The sequence below is a fragment of the Marinobacter sp. B-21 genome (assembly GCF_056857895.1).
Genome location: NZ_JBSXNZ010000070.1, coordinates 107,639 through 131,618, shown reverse-complemented (window position 1 = coordinate 131,618; position 23,980 = coordinate 107,639). Strand labels below are relative to the sequence as shown.

22 protein-coding genes and 3 pseudogenes are annotated in these 23,980 nt (G+C 55.9%); 10 read left to right on the top strand and 15 right to left on the bottom strand.

Going from position 1 to position 23,980, the window contains the following annotated elements:
- Positions 1-368: 368 nt before the first annotated feature.
- A complete protein-coding gene (locus AC13C0_RS09810) occupies positions 369-2,360 on the top strand; it encodes a hypothetical protein (protein WP_482954334.1) in 1,992 nt (663 codons plus the stop codon).
- A 223-nt stretch (positions 2,361-2,583) separates the two neighbouring features.
- Positions 2,584-3,093 (top strand): PRC-barrel domain-containing protein, encoded by a 510-nt coding sequence (locus tag AC13C0_RS09805; RefSeq protein ID WP_341581829.1) that lies wholly within the window; start codon positions 2,584-2,586, stop codon positions 3,091-3,093.
- Positions 3,094-3,322: 229 nt separating this feature from the next.
- Here AC13C0_RS09805 and AC13C0_RS09800 read toward each other — a convergent pair whose 3' ends face one another.
- Complete coding sequence (locus AC13C0_RS09800) at positions 3,323-3,457, bottom strand: hypothetical protein (protein ID WP_264756457.1); 135 nt, start codon at positions 3,455-3,457, stop codon at positions 3,323-3,325.
- A 437-nt stretch (positions 3,458-3,894) separates the two neighbouring features.
- Here AC13C0_RS09800 and AC13C0_RS09795 point away from each other — a divergent pair, with 437 nt between their 5' ends.
- The gene (locus tag AC13C0_RS09795) at positions 3,895-4,641 is read left to right on the top strand and encodes a matrixin family metalloprotease (protein WP_482954317.1); all 747 of its coding nucleotides are present in this window, start codon (positions 3,895-3,897) and stop codon (positions 4,639-4,641) included.
- Positions 4,642-5,111: 470 nt separating this feature from the next.
- Complete coding sequence (locus AC13C0_RS09790) at positions 5,112-6,737, top strand: phosphoethanolamine transferase (RefSeq protein ID WP_482954316.1); 1,626 nt, start codon at positions 5,112-5,114, stop codon at positions 6,735-6,737.
- A 14-nt stretch (positions 6,738-6,751) separates the two neighbouring features.
- Here AC13C0_RS09790 and AC13C0_RS09785 read toward each other — a convergent pair whose 3' ends face one another.
- The 6 genes and pseudogenes from AC13C0_RS09785 to AC13C0_RS09760 form a co-directional block, all read right to left on the bottom strand.
- Positions 6,752-7,828 carry a hypothetical protein gene (locus AC13C0_RS09785; RefSeq protein ID WP_482954315.1) on the bottom strand — a complete coding sequence of 359 codons (1,077 nt, stop codon included), beginning with the start codon at positions 7,826-7,828 and terminating at the stop codon, positions 6,752-6,754.
- Positions 7,829-7,871: 43 nt separating this feature from the next.
- On the bottom strand, positions 7,872-8,696 hold the full coding sequence (locus AC13C0_RS09780) for an HAD family hydrolase (protein WP_117616881.1): 825 nt from the start codon (positions 8,694-8,696) through the stop codon (positions 7,872-7,874).
- Between the two features lie 129 nt (positions 8,697-8,825).
- Positions 8,826-9,482 carry a class I SAM-dependent methyltransferase gene (locus AC13C0_RS09775; protein ID WP_341581838.1) on the bottom strand — a complete coding sequence of 219 codons (657 nt, stop codon included), beginning with the start codon at positions 9,480-9,482 and terminating at the stop codon, positions 8,826-8,828.
- A 128-nt stretch (positions 9,483-9,610) separates the two neighbouring features.
- Entirely contained in the window at positions 9,611-10,273 is a 663-nt protein-coding gene (locus tag AC13C0_RS09770; RefSeq protein ID WP_117616883.1) for a class I SAM-dependent methyltransferase, read from the bottom strand.
- Between the two features lie 290 nt (positions 10,274-10,563).
- Positions 10,564-11,082 carry a DUF2141 domain-containing protein gene (locus AC13C0_RS09765; RefSeq protein WP_482954314.1) on the bottom strand — a complete coding sequence of 173 codons (519 nt, stop codon included), beginning with the start codon at positions 11,080-11,082 and terminating at the stop codon, positions 10,564-10,566.
- 103 nt (positions 11,083-11,185) lie between these two features.
- Positions 11,186-11,440, bottom strand: a pseudogene (locus AC13C0_RS09760) (IS1182 family transposase); the annotation flags it as partial.
- Between the two features lie 36 nt (positions 11,441-11,476).
- On the opposite strand from AC13C0_RS09760, the gene AC13C0_RS09755 reads away from it, so the two are divergent.
- Complete coding sequence (locus AC13C0_RS09755) at positions 11,477-11,692, top strand: response regulator (RefSeq protein ID WP_341581843.1); 216 nt, start codon at positions 11,477-11,479, stop codon at positions 11,690-11,692.
- On the opposite strand, the gene AC13C0_RS09750 is transcribed toward AC13C0_RS09755, so the two are convergent.
- The 3 genes from AC13C0_RS09750 to AC13C0_RS09740 form a co-directional block, all read right to left on the bottom strand.
- Positions 11,674-14,325 (bottom strand): mechanosensitive ion channel domain-containing protein, encoded by a 2,652-nt coding sequence (locus AC13C0_RS09750; protein ID WP_341581845.1) that lies wholly within the window; start codon positions 14,323-14,325, stop codon positions 11,674-11,676. The genes AC13C0_RS09755 and AC13C0_RS09750 overlap by 19 nt on opposite strands.
- Positions 14,326-14,358: 33 nt before the next feature.
- Positions 14,359-14,577 (bottom strand): hypothetical protein, encoded by a 219-nt coding sequence (locus AC13C0_RS09745; RefSeq protein WP_341581847.1) that lies wholly within the window; start codon positions 14,575-14,577, stop codon positions 14,359-14,361.
- Positions 14,578-14,769: 192 nt separating this feature from the next.
- Complete coding sequence (locus tag AC13C0_RS09740) at positions 14,770-15,120, bottom strand: nuclear transport factor 2 family protein (RefSeq protein WP_341581849.1); 351 nt, start codon at positions 15,118-15,120, stop codon at positions 14,770-14,772.
- A gap of 234 nt (positions 15,121-15,354) precedes the next feature.
- Between AC13C0_RS09740 and AC13C0_RS09735 the strand changes: the two are divergent.
- The 4 genes and pseudogenes from AC13C0_RS09735 to AC13C0_RS09720 all read left to right on the top strand — a co-directional run.
- Positions 15,355-15,489 (top strand): annotated as a pseudogene (locus AC13C0_RS09735) (IS1380 family transposase); the annotation flags it as partial.
- Positions 15,490-15,571: 82 nt separating this feature from the next.
- Positions 15,572-15,688 (top strand): annotated as a pseudogene (locus tag AC13C0_RS09730) (IS110 family transposase); the annotation flags it as partial.
- A 398-nt stretch (positions 15,689-16,086) separates the two neighbouring features.
- Complete coding sequence (locus AC13C0_RS09725) at positions 16,087-16,338, top strand: type II toxin-antitoxin system Phd/YefM family antitoxin (protein ID WP_117616886.1); 252 nt, start codon at positions 16,087-16,089, stop codon at positions 16,336-16,338.
- Positions 16,335-16,589 carry a Txe/YoeB family addiction module toxin gene (locus AC13C0_RS09720; RefSeq protein WP_341581851.1) on the top strand — a complete coding sequence of 85 codons (255 nt, stop codon included), beginning with the start codon at positions 16,335-16,337 and terminating at the stop codon, positions 16,587-16,589. Before AC13C0_RS09725 ends, AC13C0_RS09720 begins: the two co-directional genes overlap by 4 nt.
- A 266-nt stretch (positions 16,590-16,855) precedes the next feature.
- Here AC13C0_RS09720 and AC13C0_RS09715 read toward each other — a convergent pair whose 3' ends face one another.
- Positions 16,856-17,554 (bottom strand): TSCPD domain-containing protein, encoded by a 699-nt coding sequence (locus AC13C0_RS09715; protein WP_341581853.1) that lies wholly within the window; start codon positions 17,552-17,554, stop codon positions 16,856-16,858.
- A 27-nt stretch (positions 17,555-17,581) separates the two neighbouring features.
- On the bottom strand, positions 17,582-19,720 hold the full coding sequence (locus AC13C0_RS09710) for an adenosylcobalamin-dependent ribonucleoside-diphosphate reductase (RefSeq protein WP_341581855.1): 2,139 nt from the start codon (positions 19,718-19,720) through the stop codon (positions 17,582-17,584).
- Positions 19,721-20,167: 447 nt separating this feature from the next.
- Between AC13C0_RS09710 and AC13C0_RS09705 the strand changes: the two genes are divergently transcribed.
- Complete coding sequence (locus AC13C0_RS09705) at positions 20,168-20,977, top strand: DUF6160 family protein (RefSeq protein WP_117616890.1); 810 nt, start codon at positions 20,168-20,170, stop codon at positions 20,975-20,977.
- Positions 20,978-21,040: 63 nt separating this feature from the next.
- Here AC13C0_RS09705 and AC13C0_RS09700 read toward each other — a convergent pair whose 3' ends face one another.
- The 3 genes from AC13C0_RS09700 to AC13C0_RS09690 form a co-directional block, all read right to left on the bottom strand.
- A complete protein-coding gene (locus tag AC13C0_RS09700; RefSeq protein ID WP_482954313.1) occupies positions 21,041-21,835 on the bottom strand; it encodes an ABC transporter ATP-binding protein in 795 nt (264 codons plus the stop codon).
- A 9-nt stretch (positions 21,836-21,844) separates the two neighbouring features.
- On the bottom strand, positions 21,845-22,747 hold the full coding sequence (locus AC13C0_RS09695; RefSeq protein WP_117616892.1) for an ABC transporter permease: 903 nt from the start codon (positions 22,745-22,747) through the stop codon (positions 21,845-21,847).
- A gap of 65 nt (positions 22,748-22,812) precedes the next feature.
- Positions 22,813-23,787, bottom strand: a complete 975-nt coding sequence (locus AC13C0_RS09690; protein ID WP_117616893.1) for an ABC transporter substrate-binding protein — start codon at positions 23,785-23,787, stop codon at positions 22,813-22,815.
- Positions 23,788-23,980: the final 193 nt, after the last annotated feature.

The following is a 23,980-nucleotide window of genomic DNA, read 5'->3' as shown; positions in this document are numbered from 1 at the left end:
ATTTGCGCTCGCTTTCTCACCTTGCTCGTGACGATCACTTAAGTCCGACAGGCTGCGAAAGGGCGGCCAACGTCATCGAGAAAACCACGCTGGCCATGACCGCCGGAATCAACCAGAAACCGGAACGAACGCGATTCCATAATTTGAAGGCTCAGTAATAATTTCATCACAATTTTAACCTGCATATCTGGAGTGGATCGCAGTAAAAACCGGGCTGTGGCAAGCCCCCGACATCGCAGACACCTGACAGCTTCTTAAAATACTGTCCGTAGTTAGTTTCTGGATGGGCACTAAATAGAAACGAAAGCCCTGGAATCATTTGCTTCCGACACGCCTTAAGAGCATCTTTGGGTGATCCCAAACGGCTTATGGCAGGCAAGGAAATTATTGTGGCTAATCCCGGTTCCGATCCCGACACCAACGCCATTGTAGAGGCGTTTGACGAGGCCCTGGAGCAGCTTGCGCTTACGCACCAGAGCGACCCCGAGGCGCCTAATACAGAGGTGCTGGAAGCGGCACTTCATGTTATAGAAGCGCCCGACGGACTAGACGCGTTGTACGCTCGGGTACCGGCGATGGAAGCCAAGGGCGTATTTACCAACAGTGACTGGGACCAGCCTGTCATTCTGCGGCCTGCGCTGGCCGTGCGAACGTTACGGCATGGGGCTCCGGCCTATACATCCATCGAAGCCCTGAGTGAGCTTCGCCTGCTTGCCGTGGCCATGGGTGATTATCGCCACCCCGGAATTTCAGCGGAACAGGCCAGAAACTTTCTGACCCAAGTGACCGCGCTGAACCTGGACCTGCTATCAGGTCAGATGAGCGAAGCGGATAGAGAGCGGCCACAAGGGCTTGGACACATCGTCAATTTGCTCTACCAGTACCTGCTCAACAGGCTTGGCTATGAGAGTATTCTCGACAGCCTGGTGGATGAAGTACGCCGTCTGCTGGCCCAGCGCCCAATACAAACAGACAGCATCAAGCAGATGGTCAGCCAGATTGCCAAATGCCTGTTTGATCCGGCAATCGAGACATCGGGCATGGACAAAGCCGCTCGTCTTGTCAGCGCTTTGTTCGGTCCAACGATAGGCTGCCGCGATGATCCGGGCTTTGCGATCTACGGCGAACGTCTGGCCGCCATGGACGAACACGCGTTAGCTGAAGAGGCGCAAGGCTTTGCCAGCGCGATGCATGATACGGGCATGGTTTCCTCTTATCATCCTATGCTGTTACGACACTTGCGGGGACACCGGGATGACCTGATACCTCTGGCATTGGGCCTGAGTATCACCGGCAACGATGTCCTCCAAAGCTATCGTCAGATCGTGCTCAAACTGATTGACGAAGTTGTTCATCCGGAAACCAGTCAGGCTGTCTATGGCCTGGCTATGTTTCTTGAACGCGGCTCTCTGTTCACACCTCCAGTAGCTGCAGGCCTGTGGCGGCAACTCGAACTGAAATTGTGCCAAGCGGCGTCCGACAGACTGAGCGCAGTTTTCGGTGATGCGCACCCTCCAAGGGTGTATTTGCTGGCTGGTATACTGAGCCTTCTGGGGCAGCCGTTGGGTGTTGGCCAGGGTAATAACCCGACCTGCCAATCGGTCATCGGCCTTTCCATGTGGTCGTTCAACGACGCCGATTTTCTGCTGCAGTTGGTGGCCTGGGCCGCCCGTGATGACGATGTCGTTATGCGCTTTGAGGGCCAAACGATCACCTCGCAACACCTGGAAGCAGGCCTTGCGAAAGAACCTCCAACCGATGTCGATCCGGTTTCACTGATTCTGACACCTCATCTTGACCGGATTTATGCCGAAATGGGGCGACTATGCGGGGTACGCGATGACGACCTGCATCGCTGGATCAATCCGGAAATGTATGGCTGGTGGGTAGGGCATGGCTTTCTAAGCGTCATTAGTCGGGAGACAGGGAAGATCCATGAGTACGACGAGTTCATCCGCCACTTCTATGCCTGCTATCACCCGTATTTCAACGGCAATATTCCCGTTATTCATCCGCAACCCGCCGGCATCGCGGTAACCGATAGTGGAGGGCGACTCGTTGGACGCCATGCCATAACAATCATCCGGGTTAACCTTGATGGCCACGGCGAGATGCGCACCTACTTTTTCAATCCCAATAACGACAGCGGCCAGGATTGGGGCCAGGGCATTAGCTGCTCAACCGAAAAGAATGGTGAGCGCCATGGCGAAGCGTCGCTGCCATTCGCAGAGTTTGCTTCGCGTTTGTGTGTATTTCATTACGACCCGAGAGAACTGGGGGACAGGTCGGTGGTTCCGGAAACAGACGTTGCGCGCGCCACAGAGCTCGGCCGCACCAGTTGGGCTGCAAGTTATGAGTAAGACGCCGGACACATAGCTCTTTACCCCATGCCAGCAGGTTTACCTTCAAAAACTCCTGAGGCATGGGGCAGGCTCCTGGAGATCAGAGCGGATGACTGGCCCGGTTATTCAGAGTACACCTTGGATAACATTTTCGATACTGACTCCTTCTGAGGGAGCGGCCCCGTACCGCCTATCCAGGACATTTTGTCTGACTTGCATACCCAATTCGATGGAGAATCCTATGAAAAGATTACATACATTCGCATTTTATGTGTTGGTTACACCGACCATAGCGTTAGGTTCAGGCGTAGTACTTGCTGCCCAGCCAACGACTGGCTCGGAGGTTTCCCAGGGACAGCAGGGTTACAAGCAGGATCAGGACGCGACCAAGTCAACGACCGCGAATCTTCAAGCTGACAAGAAAATGAACGACCAGGCCGGCATGCAGAGCCGGAGTTATATGGACGCTGCCCCGGCTAATGGTATGCACGCGAGCAAGCTGATTGGTGCTGAGGTTAAAACCACCGGTGAGGAAAACGTGGGGTCGGTTAGTGACCTGATTATTGACAAGAACGGTCAAGTCGTTGCTATCGTAGTTGGCGTCGGCGGATTTCTGGGCATGGGTGAGAAAAACGTGGCGATTAGCTGGGATAAAGTGATGAAATCCGGCACTGCTGATAAGCAGGAACTGCGGATTGACGAGAGCCGTGACGCTCTGCTCTCTGCACCGGAGTATAAAAAGCAGAAGTGAAACCTGGCCCCTCATTTAGGGGGCGGATGAGTAAACAGCAGGGGCGAAAGCCTCTGCTGTCTGCTTCATCCTCAATATAGGAGTTGGATATCCGGAAACCGGACAGTGGTAAAGCAGATTGTTGGCTTCATAAGAAAAAACGGCCGTCGCTGGGGGCGAGGCCGTTGAGAAAAGGCTCTTGGAGGGTCCATAGCCATTCTGCTATTAGGGGCCTTTAAAGGCACCCAACTCAACCAATGCCAACAAAGGAAAGAATCACCAAAACGATAACCACGGCACCGACGATATAGATGATATTGTTCACGCGCACCTCCTTGGCTTCCAAATCCCGAATCCTGGTTGCGCCCTCGTCCTTGCGGCGCATGATGTAACGTCCTGTTTAGGCTGTTCCTTCGCCTCATCCAGGCACAGAATAGGTTATCAGTGTTATCTGGTCTGTTCGCTATCACACAGAGTAAAAAAAGAGAAAATAGGGCCGGCTTGCTGCGTGCGCAGATCGAACGCCGCGCGCATTCATTGACCGGATTGTTTGCCTTTACCCGGCTGGGATGGTCGTTTTCCGAACAACATTTCCTTACCAATCTACGATCGACACGTCTTGGGGTTGTCAGTAACCTTACCTGGCGACTCGAGTCTTGATATCGCGGGAATGCCCCATCTGGTTTGGGCATAAGCGAAGGCTTTGTCGGTGCGGTGGTGCACCTACTCGTTGTCCGGTACCTGAGTCCCCACGCACCTTCAAAAAAGCGCTCTGACTGGGTCGATTCCGGTGTTTTCAGTTATCTCTGTTCGGAGACTGCAGTGCGAACAGTCACGGCTGCACGCCTTTTCAAGCAAACGTTGATAATGGGCGTTCTCCTGCCACTGGCGCTTCCATCGTCTGCCGATAACGGAGAAGGCGGTTATCGGCTACTTGAACTGGACGGCTACAAGGTCAAGTGGGGCGAGCAGACATTAGGGGTAGGGGCAAGCATCAGCTACGCCTTTGCCGACGAGACGCTGCGGTTCGATGATGCGCGCAACTGTCGTGATCTGGCGCCGATGAAGGCGCTTTCCGGGCAGGATATCCCCTTCGAGAGGCTGGTGCGGGAGACGGAAGAGGCGTTTCGGGTTTGGGAACGCGCTGCTGATCTCTCATTCCACCGGGTTGCCGATATCCGGGATGCGGATATCATTCTCGGTGCACAAGGTCAGCCGCGCATGCAGGCTTTCGCCAATGTGTCCTACGGGCCCGATGAGAAAGAGGGCGTGCGCGCCATCGACCAGTCCCTCGTGTGCCTGAACCCCGACCACAAGTGGAAGGTCGGGTTTGACGGCGACAACGATGTCTACGATATCCGCTATACGCTGATTCATGAAATCGGTCACGCCATTGGCCTGGATCACCCAGGACCATCCGGGCAAGTGATGGGGTTTCGATATACCGAAGCGTTCGCCGAGCTGCAGCCCGGCGATCTGCGCGGCGTCCAGCGGCTCTATGGGCGTGGCGCCAATGATGGCCAACTGGCCAACGGCCCCGACCCCCATCTCTTTAAGCCAGCGCTTTAACACAAGTTGTAACCCAGACCTACCTATAAGCCCAGGCTCCATTGTCCTGAAACGCATCGGAAGCATCACTGGTGTCGCTGAACCGGTTCTTACGCTTGCTCAATCCCAGCAGCCTGTCGGACTTAAGGCTGATCTACTGTGCCGGTGGGAAAGCGGCTCAAATTTTCCGGATTTTTCGTTACATAGAACCACTATGCGCCTCAAATTCCAAAAAATTTGCGCTCGCTTTCCCACCTTGCTCGTGACGATCACTTAAGTCCGACAGGCTGCTGGAAAACCCCATCGGGGATGTTTGGGGGTTTCCGAGCGGGCCGGCGGGTAGCATCAAATCCTGGCCATTCCTCCGAGACCGCGGTTAAGTTTCAATTAAGGTTTGTCTGCCAAACTGTCGGCGTCTGGTAAGGGCCTGCGGGTTTTCCGCAGTCCCGCCCCGATGGTCGCGGACAACCTGTTTTTTTATCTGAGGTAGCATGAAACGTTTCTGGCAGAATCTGACTGTCATGAATAAATCGACACTGATTGTTCTGGTGTCCATATTCCTGATGGCGTTCGATAACCGTGCGTTCTTTTCGAACATAACTGAGGTCTATCCGCTTAACCTGGATAATGCCGCGTTTCTGGTCTCCCTGGCGGTAGTCTTCGGTGCTGCCCTGATCGTGATTCTTTCTCTGGTGTGTTATCGCTATTCCACCAAGCCGGTATTGATCACGATCCTGATGCTCTCCTCCTTTGCCGCCTATTTCATGGACAGCTATAACACGGTGATTGATACCGACATGCTGCGTAACGTGGCGCAGACTAATGTGTCTGAAGCGTCGGATCTGATGTCAGGCACCCTGGCGGTGTACGTGATTTTGCTGGGTATTCTGCCGTCATTGTTTGTGTACCGCGTCCAACTCACTACCGGAACGGTTCGGCGGGATATTCTGTCAACCGTCAAACTGGCGTCAATCTCTCTGGGTGTTGGCGTGCTGACCGTCGTGATCTTCAGTAATTTCTATGCCTCTTTTATCCGGGAACATAAGATACTGAGGTATTATGCCAATCCGTCTTTTTACCTTGTCTCGACCTTCAAGTTTGCCGGTAGCGCCATTGAAAGCAGCAGCCTGCCGTTTAAAATGATTGCCCAGGATGCTAAGGCCGCACCGGCGGAGCGCTCGCGTGAGCTGATTATTATGGTGGTTGGCGAGACCGCAAGAGCGGATCGGTTTTCACTGAATGGCTATGAGCGTGAGACCAACCCGGAACTGGCGAAGGACAATGTTATCAGCTTTTCGGACTTCTGGTCCTGCGGAACGTCGACGGCTGTGTCTGTACCCTGCATGTTTTCCGTGTATGGCCAGTCGGACTACGATCAGAAAAAAGCCGAATCTACCGAAAACGTACTGGATATTCTGGCTCGCACCGGCGTTAACGTACTGTGGCTCGACAATAATTCCGACTCCAAGGGCGTGGCCGATCGGATAACGTACCATGATTTCAAAACATCGGAGAACAATCCGGAGTGTAATGATGAAGAGTGCCGGGACACCGGAATGCTGACGGACCTGCAGGAGTACATTGATGCCCATCCGAAAGGGGATATCCTGATCGTGCTGCACCAGATGGGCAATCACGGGCCAGCTTATTACAAGCGTTATCCCAAGGCGTTCGAAAAGTACACGCCGGTCTGCCAAACCAACCAGCTAGAGGACTGCAGCAAGGAATCCATCAACAATGCCTATGACAACGCGATTCTGTATACCGATTTTTTTCTGTCAAAAGTGATTGATGTGCTCAGGCGTAACACGGCCGAGTTTGAAGCCGGGCTGTTCTACCTGAGTGACCACGGTGAATCATTGGGTGAATTTGACATGTACCTGCACGGCCTGCCGCTGTTTATTGCGCCCGAGGCCCAGCGTCATGTTCCGGTGGTCATGTGGTTCTCCGACAACTTTTCCGGCGTGAACGAGAAAGCCCTGCAAGCCAGCAAGGACCGGACCATGAATCAGGATTGGGTATTCCACACGCTGCTGGGGCTGTTTGATGTGCGTACCGATGTTTACAAGCCGAACCTCGATATCCTCAATATCTCCGGGCCTGTAAAACAGGGTTAGTAGCAGGGAGTGGTTTATTTACCTCCGCCAACATGCAGCAGCGCAATCGTGGGCCGAACCAGAAGCCGCATAACCCAACTGCCGACGTAAAGCGCCGGCAGCAGTATCACCAACCAACCCAGAAACTGCACCAGCTTAACGGGATAGCCCAGCACGTCAGCCACCTCGGCGAAAAAGTCATTAATGATACTGGGGTGGGAGACCACAAGGTACCCAACGGCTATTGCCGCTGGCCATTTCGCGTATCGGGCGCTGTTCAGCAACATCCGGCCGCTGTTGGCCACTCGGGTGGCGAGGGCTGCTGAGCGGGTGCTTCTGGTGGCACCTTTAGTGGAAACCGCCACAGTGCGTCCCACGCGCAGTACCTTCAATGCGCTGGCGAACACGAGCACATCCACCGACGCCCAGCCAATGTCCGTTGCGGACACGTCTTCACCCGTGCGGTGCCGGATCTCAAGGTTGCGGATTCCGCTGGCGAAAAACTGGTTTATGTTCTCCAGTACCCGTTCAGTCCTTACCCAGGTGATCTCTCCCTGCGCACTGACAACAAACTGGCCCAGGAAATCGTGGCCTTCCTCCTGGATGAAGCGGACGGCGTACCAGCCACGCTCCGCCGGACTCAGATTGTCGGTTTCAGCGGTGCCTTGTTCTTCAGCAGACTGTGACTTGTCGCTTCCCGTGAAGTAGTCCTTGGCCTTCTGGTACTTGTTGGCCAGGGTATTCATCAGCTCGATCGAGCCGATGGGCCTGCCCAGGAAATAGTGGATGGGAGGGAGGATGTTTTCGCCATAGCGCCGAAGGATTTCACGGAATTCATCCTCTGGGCCATACAGGGGAAAGATCTCCCGGGTCATTTCCGGGTACCGGAGGTACGCGGCGCGGGCCTTGAGCAGGAGCAATTCGTCGTCCGCCATGTCCAGCAAAGCCGCCTGCACTTCCAGCGGTTCGTTTTCGATCCGGGGGAACTCGCGGAGGGTATCCTCCGCCTGAATTCTGATCAGCCTTTCCTCGATGGGCATGGGGCTGGAGCTGACGGCCGAGATGAGCGCGATCAGCAATGCCACACCGAGAATCAGCAAGAGTTTCTTCACAATGCTACCACCTGAGGGTCGGGCGCCGGTGTTGATATGAGATTCAGCCGTGCTTTCGTTTGTACAGCCGAAGGATACCCCTCACAGTAACGTCCAACTGACTGCCTGTGGAGTAATCACCCGGCACCACATAGTTTGCTCTCTCTTCAGAGATGAGCTTCCCGATCTTTTCCTGTGTGCTCCGCTCGCCCCATTTCTCACCGTCGAACACCGCGAGACTGCATCCGCCTTGCGTCTTCACCATTTTCATGGCCGGAATATCCGTGTCGCCGTCACCAAAATAAATAACGTGATCAAAGGGGAAGGGGCGTTCCCCGGGTTCGATGTATTCATTGATGGTGACGTTATCCCAGCTGTTCTCAATGCCCTTGTTGATGCGGAACAGGTACTGGGTCTTGGTGGTATAGTCGATGGCAACGGCGGGCCACTTCGCGTGCCCGGTGTTTTCATCGTAGTGGTAGCGGCAGCCGAAGATTTTCTTGAAATGCTTCGCCACCGGCGTTCCGCGAATCATCTCCTCCAGCCCGCTTGAGACGATGTAATGGCTCAGGGCAATGCCCTGGTCGCTGGCAAAGCGATTGATGGCATCAAACCAGTCCACCACACCGGGGAACAGGGGAATGGACTGGCCGTGCATCCGGAGTCTTTCAGGGGTCAACTCATCGTGCTTGCCCACATCGCGGGCGCGCTTGGCCAGCTCGCCGAGGTAGGTGAGGATCTCATCGCCATCCCGCTCGCGGTTCTTTCGGTTCACTTCGGGCCAGAAATCGGACTGTTCGCTCAAACCCAAAGCCGGCATCAGACCATGCTCGGCGCAGTTTCCGCGGGCGAGGGTGCCGTCGAAGTCATAGACGAGAGCGCATTGCATAGCGTTTTGCCTTCTTTGCAGTGGACATTACCAATGTTGTTTTGCCGCGGGTTCCCTGGCGGGACAACAGTCCCGTGAATCGGATTCGTAACCCAAGGCGCCAGTGTATCGGGAACCCGACCCCGGTATTCAACCGACTTGTCTGGGTGCGTCTTTCGTAGCTTTGACCGTCATCATTCCCCACAGCCAGTTGATTTTGTAGCGATCAATAGTCTTGACCGTGTACCCGGCTTCCTTCATTAGCTGAACACACTCCCGCTCGTGATAGGTCTTGACGTAGGTGCGACTGAACAGACGCAGGTACAGATTGCAAACCCGGCAAGCCCAGTAGTCGTCGCACCAGTCCGTGATGATCAGCTGACCGCCTGGACGCAACACCCGCTTCATTTCGAGCAACGCGGCGACGGGCTTACGAATATAGTGAAACATGTTGCATGAAACGATGACATCGAACTGTTGCTCCGCGAATGGCAGGTGCTCAGCCCACCCCTCACGGAGCTCGATGGATGGCGAAAGCCTGCGGCGTGCGATTGCCAGCATCTCCGGTACGGGATCAACGCCGGACAGCTGCGCGGCCGGATGTGTTGTCGACAAATGGTGAAGCAAAGCGCCAGTGCCACAGCCAACATCGAGCAACCGGTCTGTCGGCAGCAAGCTTAGCCGTTTCATGGTCTCCCGTGTCGTGGCCTCGATGTAGAATGACCACCTCGTGTCGTATTCCACCGCGAGCCGGGCGTACTCCTTCACGATGGGCGCTTGCTCTTCGTGCTGTCTGTTTGCGCCCATGGCGTACCTCGTGTTGCAGCCTGACGCCCAAAAAAAGCCAGAAAACCTATCTGTTAACAGTGACTTGCTGGCCAGGGGTTGTGTGCTCAACATCAACGCCGACGCAGCGAGTCAGGTTGAGCGTCGTGTTAACAGGGTTTGACCGCACTATAGAGCGCCATTGTTCCGTAGATGGTGCTGAAGGTTTGTCGCTGCGTTACGTCAACAAACCCGGCTTGCTCGAAGAGTGTGACGAGTTTTCCCGACACGTTATCCTGGGTGTTTTTAAAACCATCGAGAAGCTGAACGAACAGAAACAACCCTCGCATCAAAATGTTGCTGGCACGTCCCCAATCGGCGACGTGCAGCTCTGCTCCCGGTTTGAGAACCCGGAACAGCTCCTGCACTGTGCGTTGTTTGTTTTCCCATGACAGGTGGTGAAAAAATAAGCTTGAAACAACCCGATCAAAATGTGCCGCCGGATATGGCAGGCTGTAGGACAGTGCGCGTTCGAACTGCACCGAGACCTTTGCTTTTTGTGCCTTGCGGGTCGCAAGAGACAAGATGGCCGGATCGCCGTCAACTCCGGTAACGTGGACTTGTGGCTGGTATTGTTTTATCCAGATTGCCAGGGTGCCTGTTCCAGACGCCAGATCAAGTACTTGCTGCCCCGGCTCGAAGCCAGCTTGTTTGATGAGGGCGTGTTTGAAACTACGCTCCCGTGTTGTGGTTCCAACGACAGCGTCGTAGTAGGGAGTAAGCCAGTGGTAGCCCAGTGCTGGCACGTATTTTGGTTCCGTCGGGTTCTGCATCACTGCTCCTTATTTTTTCCCAGCTGGCGCCTGCATCATGCGCGCCCCTGGAAGGGAGACGAAGGCGCAATGTAAAGGGCGTCGCCGTGCCTGCACTTGATACTAATCCGAAACAACGTACGCGAATGTCACTCTATTAATATAGATCAGATCAGGATGCCCGAAAAATGATTTCAATAATGCGGGCAACCTCTGTCTCGCCCCACTTGATCTAAAGAGTAACAACCGTGAATGGGTGTGCTGGATTGAAGCAGGAAAGCAAAAACCTCCGGTGTTCACACAACAAGCACTCAGTAATTCAAGCTGATGGTCAGATCCAGGTTTCGCCCATCGTACGGAAAGCTGGCGGCATCGAACGAAGGTGCACCCATAAAGGCTTTTGCGTCGTTTGAAAAACCGTAGCCTTCCGTGGGGATCCCCAGCCAGTTGGTGCCAAGTTTGCCGTCCAAATCTTCATCATGAATGACGGCAAGCGCATACGTTCCCGGCGGGATGTCTTCAAAGTCGCAACGCGCCTGCGTATCCCGAACTTTTATTATCATGATATTGCTTGCGGAGCGCAGAAACTCAGTAGGAAAACCCTCTGGTGATTCGAAAAGCGCGCAAGCTACCGCTCCAGCGCTGTTTCTGATGTCCAGAATCTTCACGTGAATTCCGGGGCATGGTGATTGGGCCAGGGTGAGGGTGGCAAGACTCGCAAACACCAGCCCTGCACACCATGCTATGCACCGAACTCCGCCGGGGACCTGCAATTTCAGATCCTTGACCATGGAGGCCACTGCGGACTTCTGAATGATTGACTCATTCATGATTTCCTCACAGCTACGATCTGCTTAGTCTGGTTGAATCTGCCATTGGACGTAACTGTCCATAATTCGCCAACTTCTCAATACTATGCGCCAGACAGTATAGCTGCCCCTGGCCCATCCTTGGGCGGTTCGTCTTTAGGAAATGGTCCACTTTCTTCAAGGATTCGTCCAGGGAGAGGGCGGTCTTTGCCCGGCGGATATCCCGGTCCAGCTCAGCTTCGGTTTCGGCTTCATCCCGTTCGTGATGTTCACGCCGATTGTGGCGAATCAGTTGTATCAGCTTGTCCCGCTTTTCGCCCAGCTCCTTGAAGGTACCGAACCATTCCTTGGCGGCATTGGAAGACATCTTTAAGCCGTCGAGGCACTGCGCACTCTTGATTACGATGTTATCCTCATGGATATATTCATGCCGGAGATGGGCGGCCTGGAAGCTACGCGAATTATTCGTAATGCCGGCAAAATGAACGGCAAGCCCATTATTGCCCTGACGGCCAATACCATCCCTGGAGATCAGGAAACGTTTCTCAAGGCCGGAATGGACGACTATCTGGCCAAGCCGGCAACCAAGGACGAGTTGCTACTCATGTTGAGTCACGAGTCTGTGCTCTGAGCGCCGGTTATTATGTGGATATCCCGCTGCGGGAACGGAATCTGAATGCCCGCCTCGCGCAAGGTCCGGGTGATGGCGGCATGCAGCTCGTGAGAGACTGGCATGATGTCGAGCATGGATTTCACGAACACCCTCATTTCAAAGTTGATGCTGCTGTCCGCCAGTGCCACGCAGAACACCGCCGGAGGCGGATCCTTGACCACCCGGCTGTTGGCCGTGGCGACATCGTTGAGCAGACTCTGGACCGTGTCGATATCCGAACCGTAGGCCACGCCCACCTGCACGATGACACGGGTAATGGAATCCGAGAGTGTCCAGTTGGTGAGATCCTGAGTCACAAAGGTCTTGTTGGGAACAATCTGTTCTTTCCGGTCCCAGTCGATCAGCGTGGTTGCCCGGATACGGATTCGCGCAACGGTGCCGGTTTTTCCACCCACGGTCACGGTATCACCCACACGAATGGGCCGCTCGAACAGGATAATGATGCCGGAGACAAAATTGGCAACGATTTCCTGCAACCCGAAACCGAGCCCCACGCCCAGCGCAGCGACCAGCCACTGAAGCTTGGACCACTGGGCGCCAAGGGCACCGAAAGTCACCACAACACCAACGATGATGATCACGTAGGTGACCAGTGTGGTGATGGCATAGCCAGTGCCCGGCGCGAGCTTCATTCGGCTGAGCACCGCCACTTCCAGGGTGCCGGGAAGGTTACGGGCCGCCAGAACCGTTGCCAAACCGAACAATAACGATAGCAGCAGATCTTCCAGTGTTACCGCCAGGGCCTGGCCCCCTTCGGTCAGGGGCGCAACGGTCCAGAGGGTGATTTCATTCAAGAACCGGAAGGCGGGAAAGACATTGGCCCAAAGCAGCCAGAGGCCGACGGCGATCAGCGCCCCAGCAAGTATCCGCAACAACGCCTTGCTCTGGCTGCTGATGGCCTGCAAGTCCATCTCCGGCATGTCCAGCGTCGTCGGCAGCCCCTCTCCGGATGCATCGGCGGCTTCTCTTGCCGCCGCCAGTTCCTGCTGGGCGGCGCGTTTCTCTCTCAGCCGCTCAAGCGCCATTCGCCGTTCCCGCACCGACAGTGCTCTCAGGGCCAGGTAGTAAAGCAGGGCGACGATGGCCACCCAGCAGGCAGTTATAAACAGGGTGCCCTCAAGCTGGACCGCTGTGTAATGGTAGCCATAGAGCGAGAACCCCATGAGAACGAGTGGTGTGGCGACAACAGCCAGATAGATCAGCCATGACATCAGGCGCACCCTGCCGTCCACATCTCGCGCCAGACCGGGTTTCAGAACCCGGTGGGCGAACAGCGACAGCGCGATGGACGCCAGTGCGAAGATGACACGGCCAAGACTGTCCCGAAACGACTCTCCGATGGCGGCCTCGGTCAAGGGGGTCAGTATTGCCGCTGGCACCATAACAACCATGAGCCTGGGCATACCGCGGCGGATGGCCTTGAGGGTGTCGGCATGCCACTTGAAGTGACGCTCGCCAAGTCCGCCGGAACGGGCAACCTGGTAAACCATGCTGAGCAGAAAAAACAGAAACGCGGCGTTCCCGAGCCCCGTGGACAGGGCCGCGCCAAATTCTCCCCCCTGCGAGACCAGTAATGCCAGAAACACCAGCGCAACGGTGCCCATCAGAGCCAGGATGATGGAGTAACCCAGGCCCGCAAAGGTATGGCGGAAGCGATCCCGGGCGACGTTGCCAATATTCTCCCCTGCCGCTGCCAGCGCGTGCCGGGCCCTGGCCCTGGTGGCCACAAACCCTGCCAAAAGTAATGTCAGTACCACCAACGGAACCGGATGGGTCCGCAATGCCTTCGGCGTTGATTGCAATAGCTCGTACCACTGGGTGGGGCTCAGCAACCACCCGGTGGCGGCGGCCAGCTCTGGGAAAGACTGAACGCGTATGGGCTCGGTGCTGGGCAGCCAGAACAGTCGCTGCCGCAACAGGGATTGATAGGCGATAATGAGTTCCTGGGTGGCATTGACCGACACAAAATAGTTATTCAGTGCTTCAAGATGGGCCGTTACGGCTGTACCGAGTTTCGCCAGAAGGTCCGCCCTGCGCTGAGCCAGGCGATTATTGGCTGTGGCCGGTGGCCGCAGGAGGGCATCGAATTCCTCCAGACGGAACTGCTCCATGCGTGCCGCTTCCAATTGGCTTTTGATGGTCGCCGTCAGATTGTCGGCCAGGTGCTGCCGTTCCAGCCGGTCCAACCGGCGGCGAAGCAGATTGGCGTACTCTTGGGTCAGATCCAGGCCGGCGGTTTCAAGCCGCCGTTGCAGCCCCTGGTACTCAGCATCCAGTCGCTCCCGCCAGGTTTCGGCAAAGGCAAGTCGTTCCCGTGTATTCTCCAGTGCCTGTTGCCGCTGTGTCAGCGCTTCCTCCAACGAACGAATCTCTGCCTGGATACCCGACCGGGACTCTGACAACGCATCAATCGCCACCGGTGCGGGCGTTTCCGGAGCCTCCGGAACCTCGATAGGGGAAAGCTCAGGCATCACGGGCTCAGCGCTGTCTGCCCCCTGTGCAAAACCTGACAGACTCAACGCTAAAATCAGGTACGCGGAAACAGCGCAATAACGCCCCGCAGTGCCATGCTGAGTTCGTTTCTTGGCCATCAGCTTTCTCGCTCACTAATCAAGGCTGACTTCCTACCCGGCTTCTGGCGGCGTAAACAGCCTGTACAGGCAGGGTATGATAATCAACGACAACACGGTGGACGCCAGCAACCCGAATATGACCGCAAAACACAATGGGCGCCACATTTCGTTACCGATCGCCAAGAGAAGGCTCGCCAGCAGAATCAGTGCCTGACGGAAGGAGCCAAACAGCAATACCAGCACACCGAAAATCTGAATGATCGCCACCACGAGTGCGGTCCCAGCGGAGTCAAACGTTTCCGCGGCTTCTTCGGTTTCGCCGCCTACCGAGTAGCTGTATCCATCCGGCCAGTCTGCCTGAAATTTGTCCGGCTCAGGCCGGAGCCCGTTGATAATCTCTGTGACCGGACGGTCTTCGTTCTTGGCCAGGACGGGAAAAATAGATCTGTCCCGGTTTTTCCCTCACCTTGGCCGATATAGCTCCGAGGTGTCAGCAAATATCCGATAGTCGCAGACCAGACATTCTTTGAATTTCAGAATGTTTGCAAAGGGTATGGTGAGGGTAGAGCCATCCTTACGGGTATAGGTGACGGTACCTTGGCAGATGGAGCCGTCCTCCACCTCCCAGGATTCCGAAAGGCTGTGAGACACGGCTTCGATGGAGGCGAAGAAGCCGGCAACAAAATCACGCACCGCCTCCTTGCCACAAACGGCAGGCTGATTGCCGAACGAGAAGGTGCAATCTTCAGTTAGAAAACCGGCGAAGGCGGTGGCATCCTGGTTATCAATGGCCTGGAACAATTGGGAAAGCATAGTTTCAACGGACTCTTTGAAAAGTGGTGCATGAATGCCTGGAACCAGATAGTTCTGTTTGCCGGAGTTTGTAGAGCCTGAAGTGATTCGCCCCACAAACAACGACAAAGACCATCTTGAAAGATCCCTGGTCCCCAGCCCGGATTTCTCATAAAGGGATAAAAGAAAACGGCGGAAAGTACTATAATTTCAAGGTGCTACACACGGAACCAACACCAACCGCCGCTATCCAAAATGATACCTGGAAAACTGACCTTCTCGCCACTGTCCCGCCGCCAGATTGAAGCCGGTTCTTCCGGCGGCCATATCACCTCCGATGCCGGATTGCTTCCGCTTCGCGAAGTCGATAAACAACACCGCCTGACACAACCCTGAATCCGTCACTTCGCACGGCTTGAATTGCCTGCAAAGCCCACAATAGCAAGGCTCCGGGAGGTATAATGGCACCTAACTCATCAAGTGCAAGGCGGAATCCGCTGGCAAGGGCTATGGCACCCAGGGCAACAAGATCGGCAACGCCCATCCGAAGTGGGCGTTCATGGAGGCTGAGGTGTTGTACCTGTGTGGCCCCACAACCTGGGCACGTTGCCGATACCCCGAAAGAAGCCAAAACTGGCTTCCAGTATGGAAGACCATCTTTCTGGCCTTGGCCATCACCGGTAACAAAACCGCAGCGAAGCGGAGGGTACGGCATCCGGTGCATGGCTTGGTGTACGCCCAGCATGGGCATGAACTAATGGGGTGAAAGTCCCCTGTGGGAAGATCACCGCTCAGTCGGTGAAGCCATCATTGGGGTAAGCGGAGCTAATCGGCCATTTTACTTTAAACATTTCCGGGAAACGCCCTGTGCGGTCCCGCATGCAGGGTGTTGTGGGGGCTGAGGGTTAGATACCCTCGGCTACCCGATTAAATCCTTTTATGTACGTTATTCTGCACAGGAACAACATTCTGTACAGGAGCAACCTCATGGATGCCATTAGCTACACAGCCGCTAGAACCAATCTAGCAAAAACCATGGAGCAGGTCTGTGAAGACCATTCTCCTGTGATCATCACCCGGAGCAAGTCGCAATCCGTGGTCATGATCTCTCTTGAGGACTATGAGGCGTTGCAAGAGACCGCATACCTCCTGCGCACACCAAAGAACGCCCGTCGTTTGCTGGAATCGGTTGCCGAACTTGAGCAAGGCGGTGGTCAGGAAAAGGAACTTCTTGAATGAAACTCATCTTCTCCGAGAACGCCTGGGAAGACTATCTGTATTGGCAGAAAACTGACAAAAAGATCCTTAACCGAATCAACAAGCTGATCAAAGAAACCAAGCGCGGACCATTTGAAGGTGTCGGTAAACCAGAACCGCTCAAGCATAGCCTCGCTGATTACTGGTCCCGCCGAATTAACGAAGAACACCGCATCGTTTACAAGGTCACGGATGATGCTTTGTTCATTGCCCAGCTGCGGTACCACTACTGATTTAACATTTGTATCATGGTCTCGGTGACCGTTTTTCCGCGACCACTATTTCAACACGAAATTACGTTCAACTTAGCCGAAAAGCGCGTAAGTTCAAAGTCTTGTGGCCGAATTTTGTCTCAAAGTGGCCGACAAAAACGGTCGTTACGATCATTTTTTGCCGCAATGCTATGAGTCGTTCCGGTCGTTGGTAAAAACAATCACTCCAAACAAAAAGGCCCGAAGCTTTCACTCCAGGCCTTCTCGCCACTTATAGGTCAATCACCTCAACCGCACTTACTGTCGCCACAAGACAGGCAGGTCGCACACCCGTCCATCACGATCACCGCCTTGGTGCTGCATTTGCCGCACATGGTGGCATTGGGCGGGTAGTCGCTGGCTCTTTCGTCGTTCGTGGCCGTGCTGTGGCTGGCTTCGAACTCGGCGCGTTTTTCGGCGAGGATGCGCTTGGTGGTTTCGCTCATTTCCTCGCTTTCCAGCAGGCCGATGGCCTTCAGGTGCTTTTCGATCACAGCGCCGATTTCAGCCACCAGGGAGGGCATGAACACGCCGCCTTTCTTGAAGTAGCCGCCGTTGGGGTCGTACACGCTGCGTAGCTCTTCCACCAGGAAGGTCACGTCGCCACCCTTGCGGAATACCGCAGAGATTACGCGGGTGAGGGCGATAACCCACTGGAAGTGTTCCATCGACTTGGAGTTGATGAACACTTCGTACGGCTGCCGGCTTTCGTGGTCGGTGCCTTCGTTGAGCAGGATGTCGTTGATGGTGATGTACATCGCATGCTCGGCGATCGGCGGCTTGATCTTATAAGTGGTGCCCAGGAGGAAGTCCGGCCGCTCGATGTATTCGTTCATCTGAACGGGTTTGGCTTCCGCCTGCACCGGTGCCGGGTGTTCGATGGTGGCTTCTGGGTCGGCTTTCTTTACGCGGTAGCCGACGATTTTGTTGCTGATTTTAACGGTCATGTTCGTTGTCCTGTGTCGGTTCCCGGGTCAGTATTTGCCGTAGGTGCCTTCTTTAAGCGCGTCAAACAGGTTGGCGGCGTTGTGGATTTCGCCGTCGTACTCTACCTGTTCGTTGCCCTTGAGGGTCACCTTGCTACCGTCGTCCAGGGTGAACTCGTACATCGTGTTCTCCAGGTCCTTTTCCTTAACCAGTACGCCCTGGAAGGCTTCCGGGTTAAAGCGGAAGGTGGTGCAACCCTTCAGGCCCTTGTCGTAGGCGTAGAGGTAGATGCCCTTGAAGTCCTGATAGTCGAAGTCTGTCGGAACGTTGGCGGTTTTGGAAATCGAGGAATCCACCCACTTCTGGGCAGCGGCCTGAATGTCTACGTGCTGCGCCGGCGTTACGTCGTCAGAGGTGGTGAAGTAGGGCGGCAGCTTTTTGTCGTCCTCTTCGGAGAATGGCATGGCGCCCGGGTTCACCAGGTGGCGGTAGGCCAGCAGCTCGAAGGAGAATACGTCGACTTTTTCCTTGGTCTTGCGCCCTTCGCGGATGATGTTGCGCGCGTAGTGGTGCGAGAAGCTCGGCTCGATGCCGTTACTGGCGTTGTTGGCCAGTGACAGGCTGATGGTGCCGGTGGGCGCGATGGAGGTGTGGTGGGTGAAGCGGCCACCTTTTTCGGCCAGTTCTTCCACCAGCTTCGGCTCTACGTTGGCAATCTGCTGCATGTAGCGGCTGTATTTGGCGTGCAGGATGCGGCCTTTGATTTTGTCGCCCAGTTTGTAGCCGTCTTCAGACAGCTGCGGGCACTTGCCCAGCATCTTCGGCGTTACTTCAAACTCATCGTCCATGATCGGCGCCACGCCTTTCTCTTCGGCCAGGGTGAGGGACTGGCGCCAGCCTTCCACGGCCATTTCACGCACAACTTCTTCAGTGAACTGTACGGATTCTTCAGAACCGTAGGGCATGCGCAGCATGGCCAGGGTGGAACCCAGGCCCAGGATGCCCATGCCGTGGCGGCGCTTGTAGGTAATCTCGTGGCGCTGCTCGGCCAGCGGCAGACCGTTGATCTCTACCACGTTATCCAGCATGCGGGTGAAGATGCCCACTACCTTGCGGTATTTCTCGTAGTTGAAGCTGGCCTTGTCGGTGAACGGGTAGTCCACAAACTTGGTCAGGTTCACGGAGCCCAGCAGGCAGCTGCCGTACGGGGGCAGGGGTTGTTCGCCACAGGGGTTGGTGGCGCGGATGTCTTCACAGAACCAGTTGTTGTTCATCTGGTTGACCTTGTCGATCAGGATGAAACCCGGCTCGGCGTAGTCGTAGGTGCTGGTCATGATGGTGTCCCAGATGAACTGGGCTTTCAGGGTGCGGTAGATGCGGCAGGCAACCTTGCCCTCATCGTTAATTACATAGCCTTTCTGCACCGGGAAATCACGGTAGACAAACCGGCTTTCATCGCTCAGGTCCAGTTGCTCGTCTTCCACTTCTTTTTCGGTAACGGGGAAGGAGAGGTGCCAGTCGTCGCCGTTGCGCACGGCTTCGATGAAGTCTTCGGTGATCAGCAGGGAGAGGTTGAACTGGCGCAGGCGGCCGTCTTCACGCTTGGCCTGGATGAAGTCGATGACATCCGGGTGGTGTACATCAAACGTGGCCATCTGGGCGCCGCGGCGGCCACCGGCAGACGACACGGTGAAGCACATGCGGTCGAAGATATCCATAAACGACAGCGGGCCGGAGGTGGTGGCACCGGCGCCGGCCACGTAGGCGCCTTTCGGGCGCAGGGTGGAGAACTCATAACCGATACCACAACCTGCCTTGAGGGTAAGGCCAGCTTCGTGGTTCTTTTCCAGGATGTCGTTCATGGAGTCCTGAACCGTGCCGGAAACGGTGCAGTTAATGGTGGAGGTGGCCGGCTTGTGCGCTTCGGCACCGGCGTTGGAGGTAATCCGGCCGGCCGGAATAGCGCCGTTCTGCAGGGCCCAGATGAAGTTCTTCATGTGCTGGGTACGTACGGATTTGTTTTCCACCTCGGCAAGGGCTTTGGCAACACGTTCGTAGGTTGCGTTGATGTCCTTGTCCACGGGCTCGCCGGTCTTGGTCTTCAACTGGTACTTGCTGTGCCAGATGTCGATCGAGGCTTCCTGCATCGGGATTGTTGTAACCACTGCCTGTGCCTTAGCGTTCATTGCCGCCCTCTGTCTTCCGGTATGTCTTCTTTTGATGGCGCCCCCTTGTGCCGGCGGCGCCATACCCCTTTGAATTCGTGCATTGGGCCTGGGCCCTGTTTTCTTTTTAACCACTATATATGGGTTTATTCTTTGATGAGTATAACAGGATATAGTGTTCTGTGAATAAGAACGCAACTATTGACAGACGCTTCCAGGCAAAGAAAATCAATCAAAACCGGCTTGAAAAGGGGAAATTTTTTCTAAAACAGCGATTTGGATGAAAAGGTTCAAAACCACTACATGTTGTGGTTAAAAAACCGGTCAGGCCCTAAGCGATTAGAAAAGTCATACAAATTGTGACACCTGCACGTACCCGGTCTGAACGTGTCGCTAAAGTACTGATGTGGTGTCGAAAACTGCAGTGGCCCACAGGATGTGACAAAGACTAAAAACAAGGAAACAAAAATGAAAGGCCTGAAACCTACCTTGCTAGCGCTCTGCGTTGCGGGTGTTCCACCTGCAGCCATGGCCGAGATCCACAGTCTGGATGATTCAGCGATGGGCATGATCACCGGCCAGGCCGGTGTGACCATTGAGCTGGAAACCAAGCTGAACATCGATCGCTTCATCTATACCGATGAAGGGTCGCTGGAGGTCAATAATATCTTCGTGGGAGGTGCCAACCGAACCGACATGTTTTCCGAGATGAATCTGAACCTCAATGGTCAAGCCAATGACCGGCTGGATAACATCCGGATCAACATTGATATTGCCCGGGACGGTGACGCCATCATCAACCTCCTGCCGATCACTTTCAACGCCGTGGATTTTCGGATGAGCACGGGCGCCTGGAATCTGACCGGAACCGGAGGCAGTACGACCATTCTTGATAACTTCAATATGGACATGCTGATTGGCTCCGGCACCATCCGGATCGATACCGCGACGGACAAACTCAACCTGCTCACGGATATCGCGATTGACGACATGGATTTCGACGTGCCGTTTCTCGCAATGGGCATCCGGGATCTTGAGCTCACCGGGGCAGATTATGATCTGTCTGCACCGCAGCCGCTGAGGGTGTTTGCGAACGTGGAGCTGGATATCTACAAGGCCGCCAACGCAGCCGGTACAGAGGTGCTGGCTGTGGATATGGAAACGTTCGAGGCAGACATGAGAATTGGTGGGGTGCTGATTGGTGGCACATCCATCGGCTCGGTCGCGCTGGACAACCTGGCGATATCCAATACCGCCATGCGTATATACGGGCACTGAGTGTTTCCAGCAAAAAACGGGGCCGAACAAGGCCCCGTTTTCCGCTTCCCTGCATGCATCAGTCTAGCCCAATAGCAGGCTGTCGTCGTCCACTTCCAGCCCGCGCTGTTTCTCGAACAGGCCGAGCAGGTCTTTCACCTCAAGGCCTTCGCGGTCTCGTCCTTCGATATCAAACACGACCTGGCCCTGGTGCAGCATCACGGTGCGACTGCCAACTTCCAGTGCCTGTTTCATGCTGTGGGTCACCATCAGGGCGGTGAGTTCCTGTTCCTCGATGATCTTTGTAGTGAGTTCCAGTACGAAAGCAGCGGTTTTCGGATCCAGAGCCGCGGTGTGTTCGTCCAGCAGCAGAATGCTGGAGGGGGTCAGGCTGGCCATCAGCAGGCTCACGGCCTGGCGCTGGCCGCCGGAGAGCAGGCCCATTTTGTCGCCAAGGCGTTTCTCCAGGCCCAGATTGAGGGACGAGAGGCTGTCCCGGAACTGTTCCATGTACTGCTTTTTCACAGCGGTGGTCAGGCCCCGGGGCTGGCCCCGTTTGATGGCGAGGGCCAGATTTTCCTCAATAGTGAGGCCTTCACAGGTGCCGGCCAGTGGGTCCTGAAATACCCGGGCAACGCGGCCAGCCCGTTTATGGGTGGGCAGTTTGGTCACGTCCAGGTTGTCCACGATGATCTGGCCAGTGTCGACCAGCACTTCGCCGGCCAGGGCATTCAGAAAGGTGGATTTGCCCGCGCCGTTGCTGCCAATCACGGTTACAAATTCGCCCTGGTTAACCGTCAGGCTCATGCCCCGGAGCGCGGGGTTTTCCAGCGGTGTGCCTTTGCCAAAGGTCAGCCGGAGATCGGTTGCACTGATCATGTTGCCTCCTCAGGCCTTGTCGCGCGTGAATTTGCTAACCACGGAATTGCGCACGCCCGGCAATACGATGGCCAGGGTCACAAGCACGGCGGTAATCAGGTTCAGATCCTGGGCCTGCAGCCCCAGCATGTCGGCGTTCAGTGCGAAGGCGATGGCCAGGCGGTAAATAATGGCACCCGCCACGCAGGCAATCAGCGCCCGAAGCACCGAGGAGGGGGTAATAACCGCTTCGCCACCAATCAGGGAGGCCAGGCCGATTACGATCACGCCCACGCCCATGGTGACGTCCGCTGCGCCCTGGCTCTGGGCGAACAGGGCGCCGGCGAGGCCCACCAGGCCGTTGGAAAGTGCCACGCCGAGGATGATCATGGCACCGGTAGCAATGCCCTGGGCTCTTGCCATGCGCGCGTTGGCGCCGGTGGCGCGCATGGCCAGACCGGTTTCTGATTTCATGAACCGCCACAGCAGCACCAGGGAAATGGCGATCACGATGATAAACAGCACCACCGGTACCTGATGGTAGGCCAGCCCCAGGTCATACCAGGGTGTGAGTACGGTTTCTTCGGTAAGCAGCGCCACGTTCGGGCGGCCCATGATGCGCAGGTTTACGGAGTAAAGCGCGATCATGGTGAGGATGGAGGCCAGCAGGTTCAGGATTTTCAGCTTTACGTTCAGGATGGCGGTTACTGCGCCGGCCGCCATGCCGGCCAATACGGCGGCGCCAGTGGCCAGCCAGGGGTTTACGCCGTCGATTATCAGGATCGCAGCCACTGCGGCGCCCAGCGGAAAGCTGCCGTCCACTGTGAGGTCGGGAAAATCCAGAACTCGGAAGGAAATGTAGACGCCAAAGGCCACGAGGCCGTATATCAGGCCGGTTTCGATGGCGCCGTAAAGGGCAATGTCACTCAGCATGGTCGGGTATCACCATTAATGAAAACGGGCGGCCCCTTGTGAGGGCCGCCCGTGGGGTTCAGGGGTTACTTGGCGCTGTCGATGACTTTTTCGGCTTCAGCAACCAGCGTATCGGACAGGGTGATGCCCATGCGCCTGGCCGCTGTCGGGTTAACGAACAGGTCCAGTTTTTCCATGGTTTCTACCGGCATGCCGCCGGGTTTTTTGCCGTCCAGTACCCGGGCGACCATCATGCCGGTTTGGCGACCGTGATCGTAGTAGTCAAACCCGAGGGCAGCGACAGCTCCGCGCTGAACGGTGGCGGTGTCAGCGGCGAAAACCGGGATGTCCGCCCGTTCGCCGACGGCAATCACGGCTTCTGCCGCGCTGATCACGGTGTTATCGGTAGTCAGGTAAATGGCATCGGCCTTGCCCACCAGGGAGCGGGCGGCGCCCAGCACCTCGGAGGTTTTGGTGGCGGCGGCTCTCTCCAGAGTCAGCCCCCGGGCTTTCAACCGCTCTTCCAGCAGGTTAACCAGAGACACGGCGTTGGCTTCGCCCGGGTTATAGACGGTGCCGATACGTCTGGCATCTGGCATCACACGCAGGAGCATATCCAGGTGTTTGTCGATGGGCAGCATGTCGCTCACGCCGCTGATGTTGGCGCCGGGGGCTTCCAGACTACTGACCAGCTTGGCGCCGACCGGATCGGTAACCGCCGAGAACACCACTGAGGTGTTGCGAGCCGCCGCGGCCACGGTTTGCGCCGAGGGGGTTGCGATGGCAACGATCACATCGGGTTGTTCTCCGATGAACTTGCGGGCAATCTGGGAGGCAATGGCGGCATTGCCCTGAGCGCTCTCGTGCATGATGGTGAGATTTTCACCTTCCTTATAGCCACGCTCTGCGAGTTCGTCTTTCACGCCCTGGTAGACGGCGTCCAGCGCCGGGTGCTCCACAATCTGTGTGATGGCGACAATGCGGGGTTCCTGTGCCTGAACGAGGGTTGCCATTGCCAGCAGGGTGGCACCAAACAGGGTGCGCAGGGTTCTCTTGGCCATATGCCCATCTCCGGGTAGGTTAACTGGTATGTTGCACTTCAAAAAGGAGTGGAAGTTTACCACAGGCACAGGGTTTGAGGGCTACTGAACTTGCGGTAAACCGGCTCCCGGCTTGACGTAAATAGGTGCAGTTGAAAATAATTTCGCTTGTTTCACGTTTTGACGCCGCAGGTTATGTTGAAATACCCTACGA

Coding starts and splice junctions, on each gene's coding strand:
- AC13C0_RS09755 (WP_341581843.1), top strand. CDS start 11,477: ATGGATATATTCATGCCGGAGATGGGCGGCCTGGAAGCTACGCGAATT.
- AC13C0_RS09710 (WP_341581855.1), bottom strand. CDS start 19,720: ATGAACGCTAAGGCACAGGCAGTGGTTACAACAATCCCGATGCAGGAA.
- AC13C0_RS09705 (WP_117616890.1), top strand. CDS start 20,168: ATGAAAGGCCTGAAACCTACCTTGCTAGCGCTCTGCGTTGCGGGTGTT.
- AC13C0_RS09770 (WP_117616883.1), bottom strand. CDS start 10,273: ATGCAGAACCCGACGGAACCAAAATACGTGCCAGCACTGGGCTACCAC.
- AC13C0_RS09700 (WP_482954313.1), bottom strand. CDS start 21,835: ATGATCAGTGCAACCGATCTCCGGCTGACCTTTGGCAAAGGCACACCG.
- AC13C0_RS09800 (WP_264756457.1), bottom strand. CDS start 3,457: ATGCGCCGCAAGGACGAGGGCGCAACCAGGATTCGGGATTTGGAAGCC.
- AC13C0_RS09790 (WP_482954316.1), top strand. CDS start 5,112: ATGAAACGTTTCTGGCAGAATCTGACTGTCATGAATAAATCGACACTG.
- AC13C0_RS09690 (WP_117616893.1), bottom strand. CDS start 23,787: ATGGCCAAGAGAACCCTGCGCACCCTGTTTGGTGCCACCCTGCTGGCA.
- AC13C0_RS09805 (WP_341581829.1), top strand. CDS start 2,584: ATGAAAAGATTACATACATTCGCATTTTATGTGTTGGTTACACCGACC.
- AC13C0_RS09720 (WP_341581851.1), top strand. CDS start 16,335: ATGAAACTCATCTTCTCCGAGAACGCCTGGGAAGACTATCTGTATTGG.
- AC13C0_RS09740 (WP_341581849.1), bottom strand. CDS start 15,120: ATGCTTTCCCAATTGTTCCAGGCCATTGATAACCAGGATGCCACCGCC.
- AC13C0_RS09715 (WP_341581853.1), bottom strand. CDS start 17,554: ATGACCGTTAAAATCAGCAACAAAATCGTCGGCTACCGCGTAAAGAAA.
- AC13C0_RS09695 (WP_117616892.1), bottom strand. CDS start 22,747: ATGCTGAGTGACATTGCCCTTTACGGCGCCATCGAAACCGGCCTGATA.
- AC13C0_RS09775 (WP_341581838.1), bottom strand. CDS start 9,482: ATGGGCGCAAACAGACAGCACGAAGAGCAAGCGCCCATCGTGAAGGAG.
- AC13C0_RS09750 (WP_341581845.1), bottom strand. CDS start 14,325: ATGGCCAAGAAACGAACTCAGCATGGCACTGCGGGGCGTTATTGCGCT.
- AC13C0_RS09765 (WP_482954314.1), bottom strand. CDS start 11,082: ATGAATGAGTCAATCATTCAGAAGTCCGCAGTGGCCTCCATGGTCAAG.
- AC13C0_RS09725 (WP_117616886.1), top strand. CDS start 16,087: ATGGATGCCATTAGCTACACAGCCGCTAGAACCAATCTAGCAAAAACC.
- AC13C0_RS09780 (WP_117616881.1), bottom strand. CDS start 8,696: ATGCAATGCGCTCTCGTCTATGACTTCGACGGCACCCTCGCCCGCGGA.
- AC13C0_RS09810 (WP_482954334.1), top strand. CDS start 369: ATGGCAGGCAAGGAAATTATTGTGGCTAATCCCGGTTCCGATCCCGAC.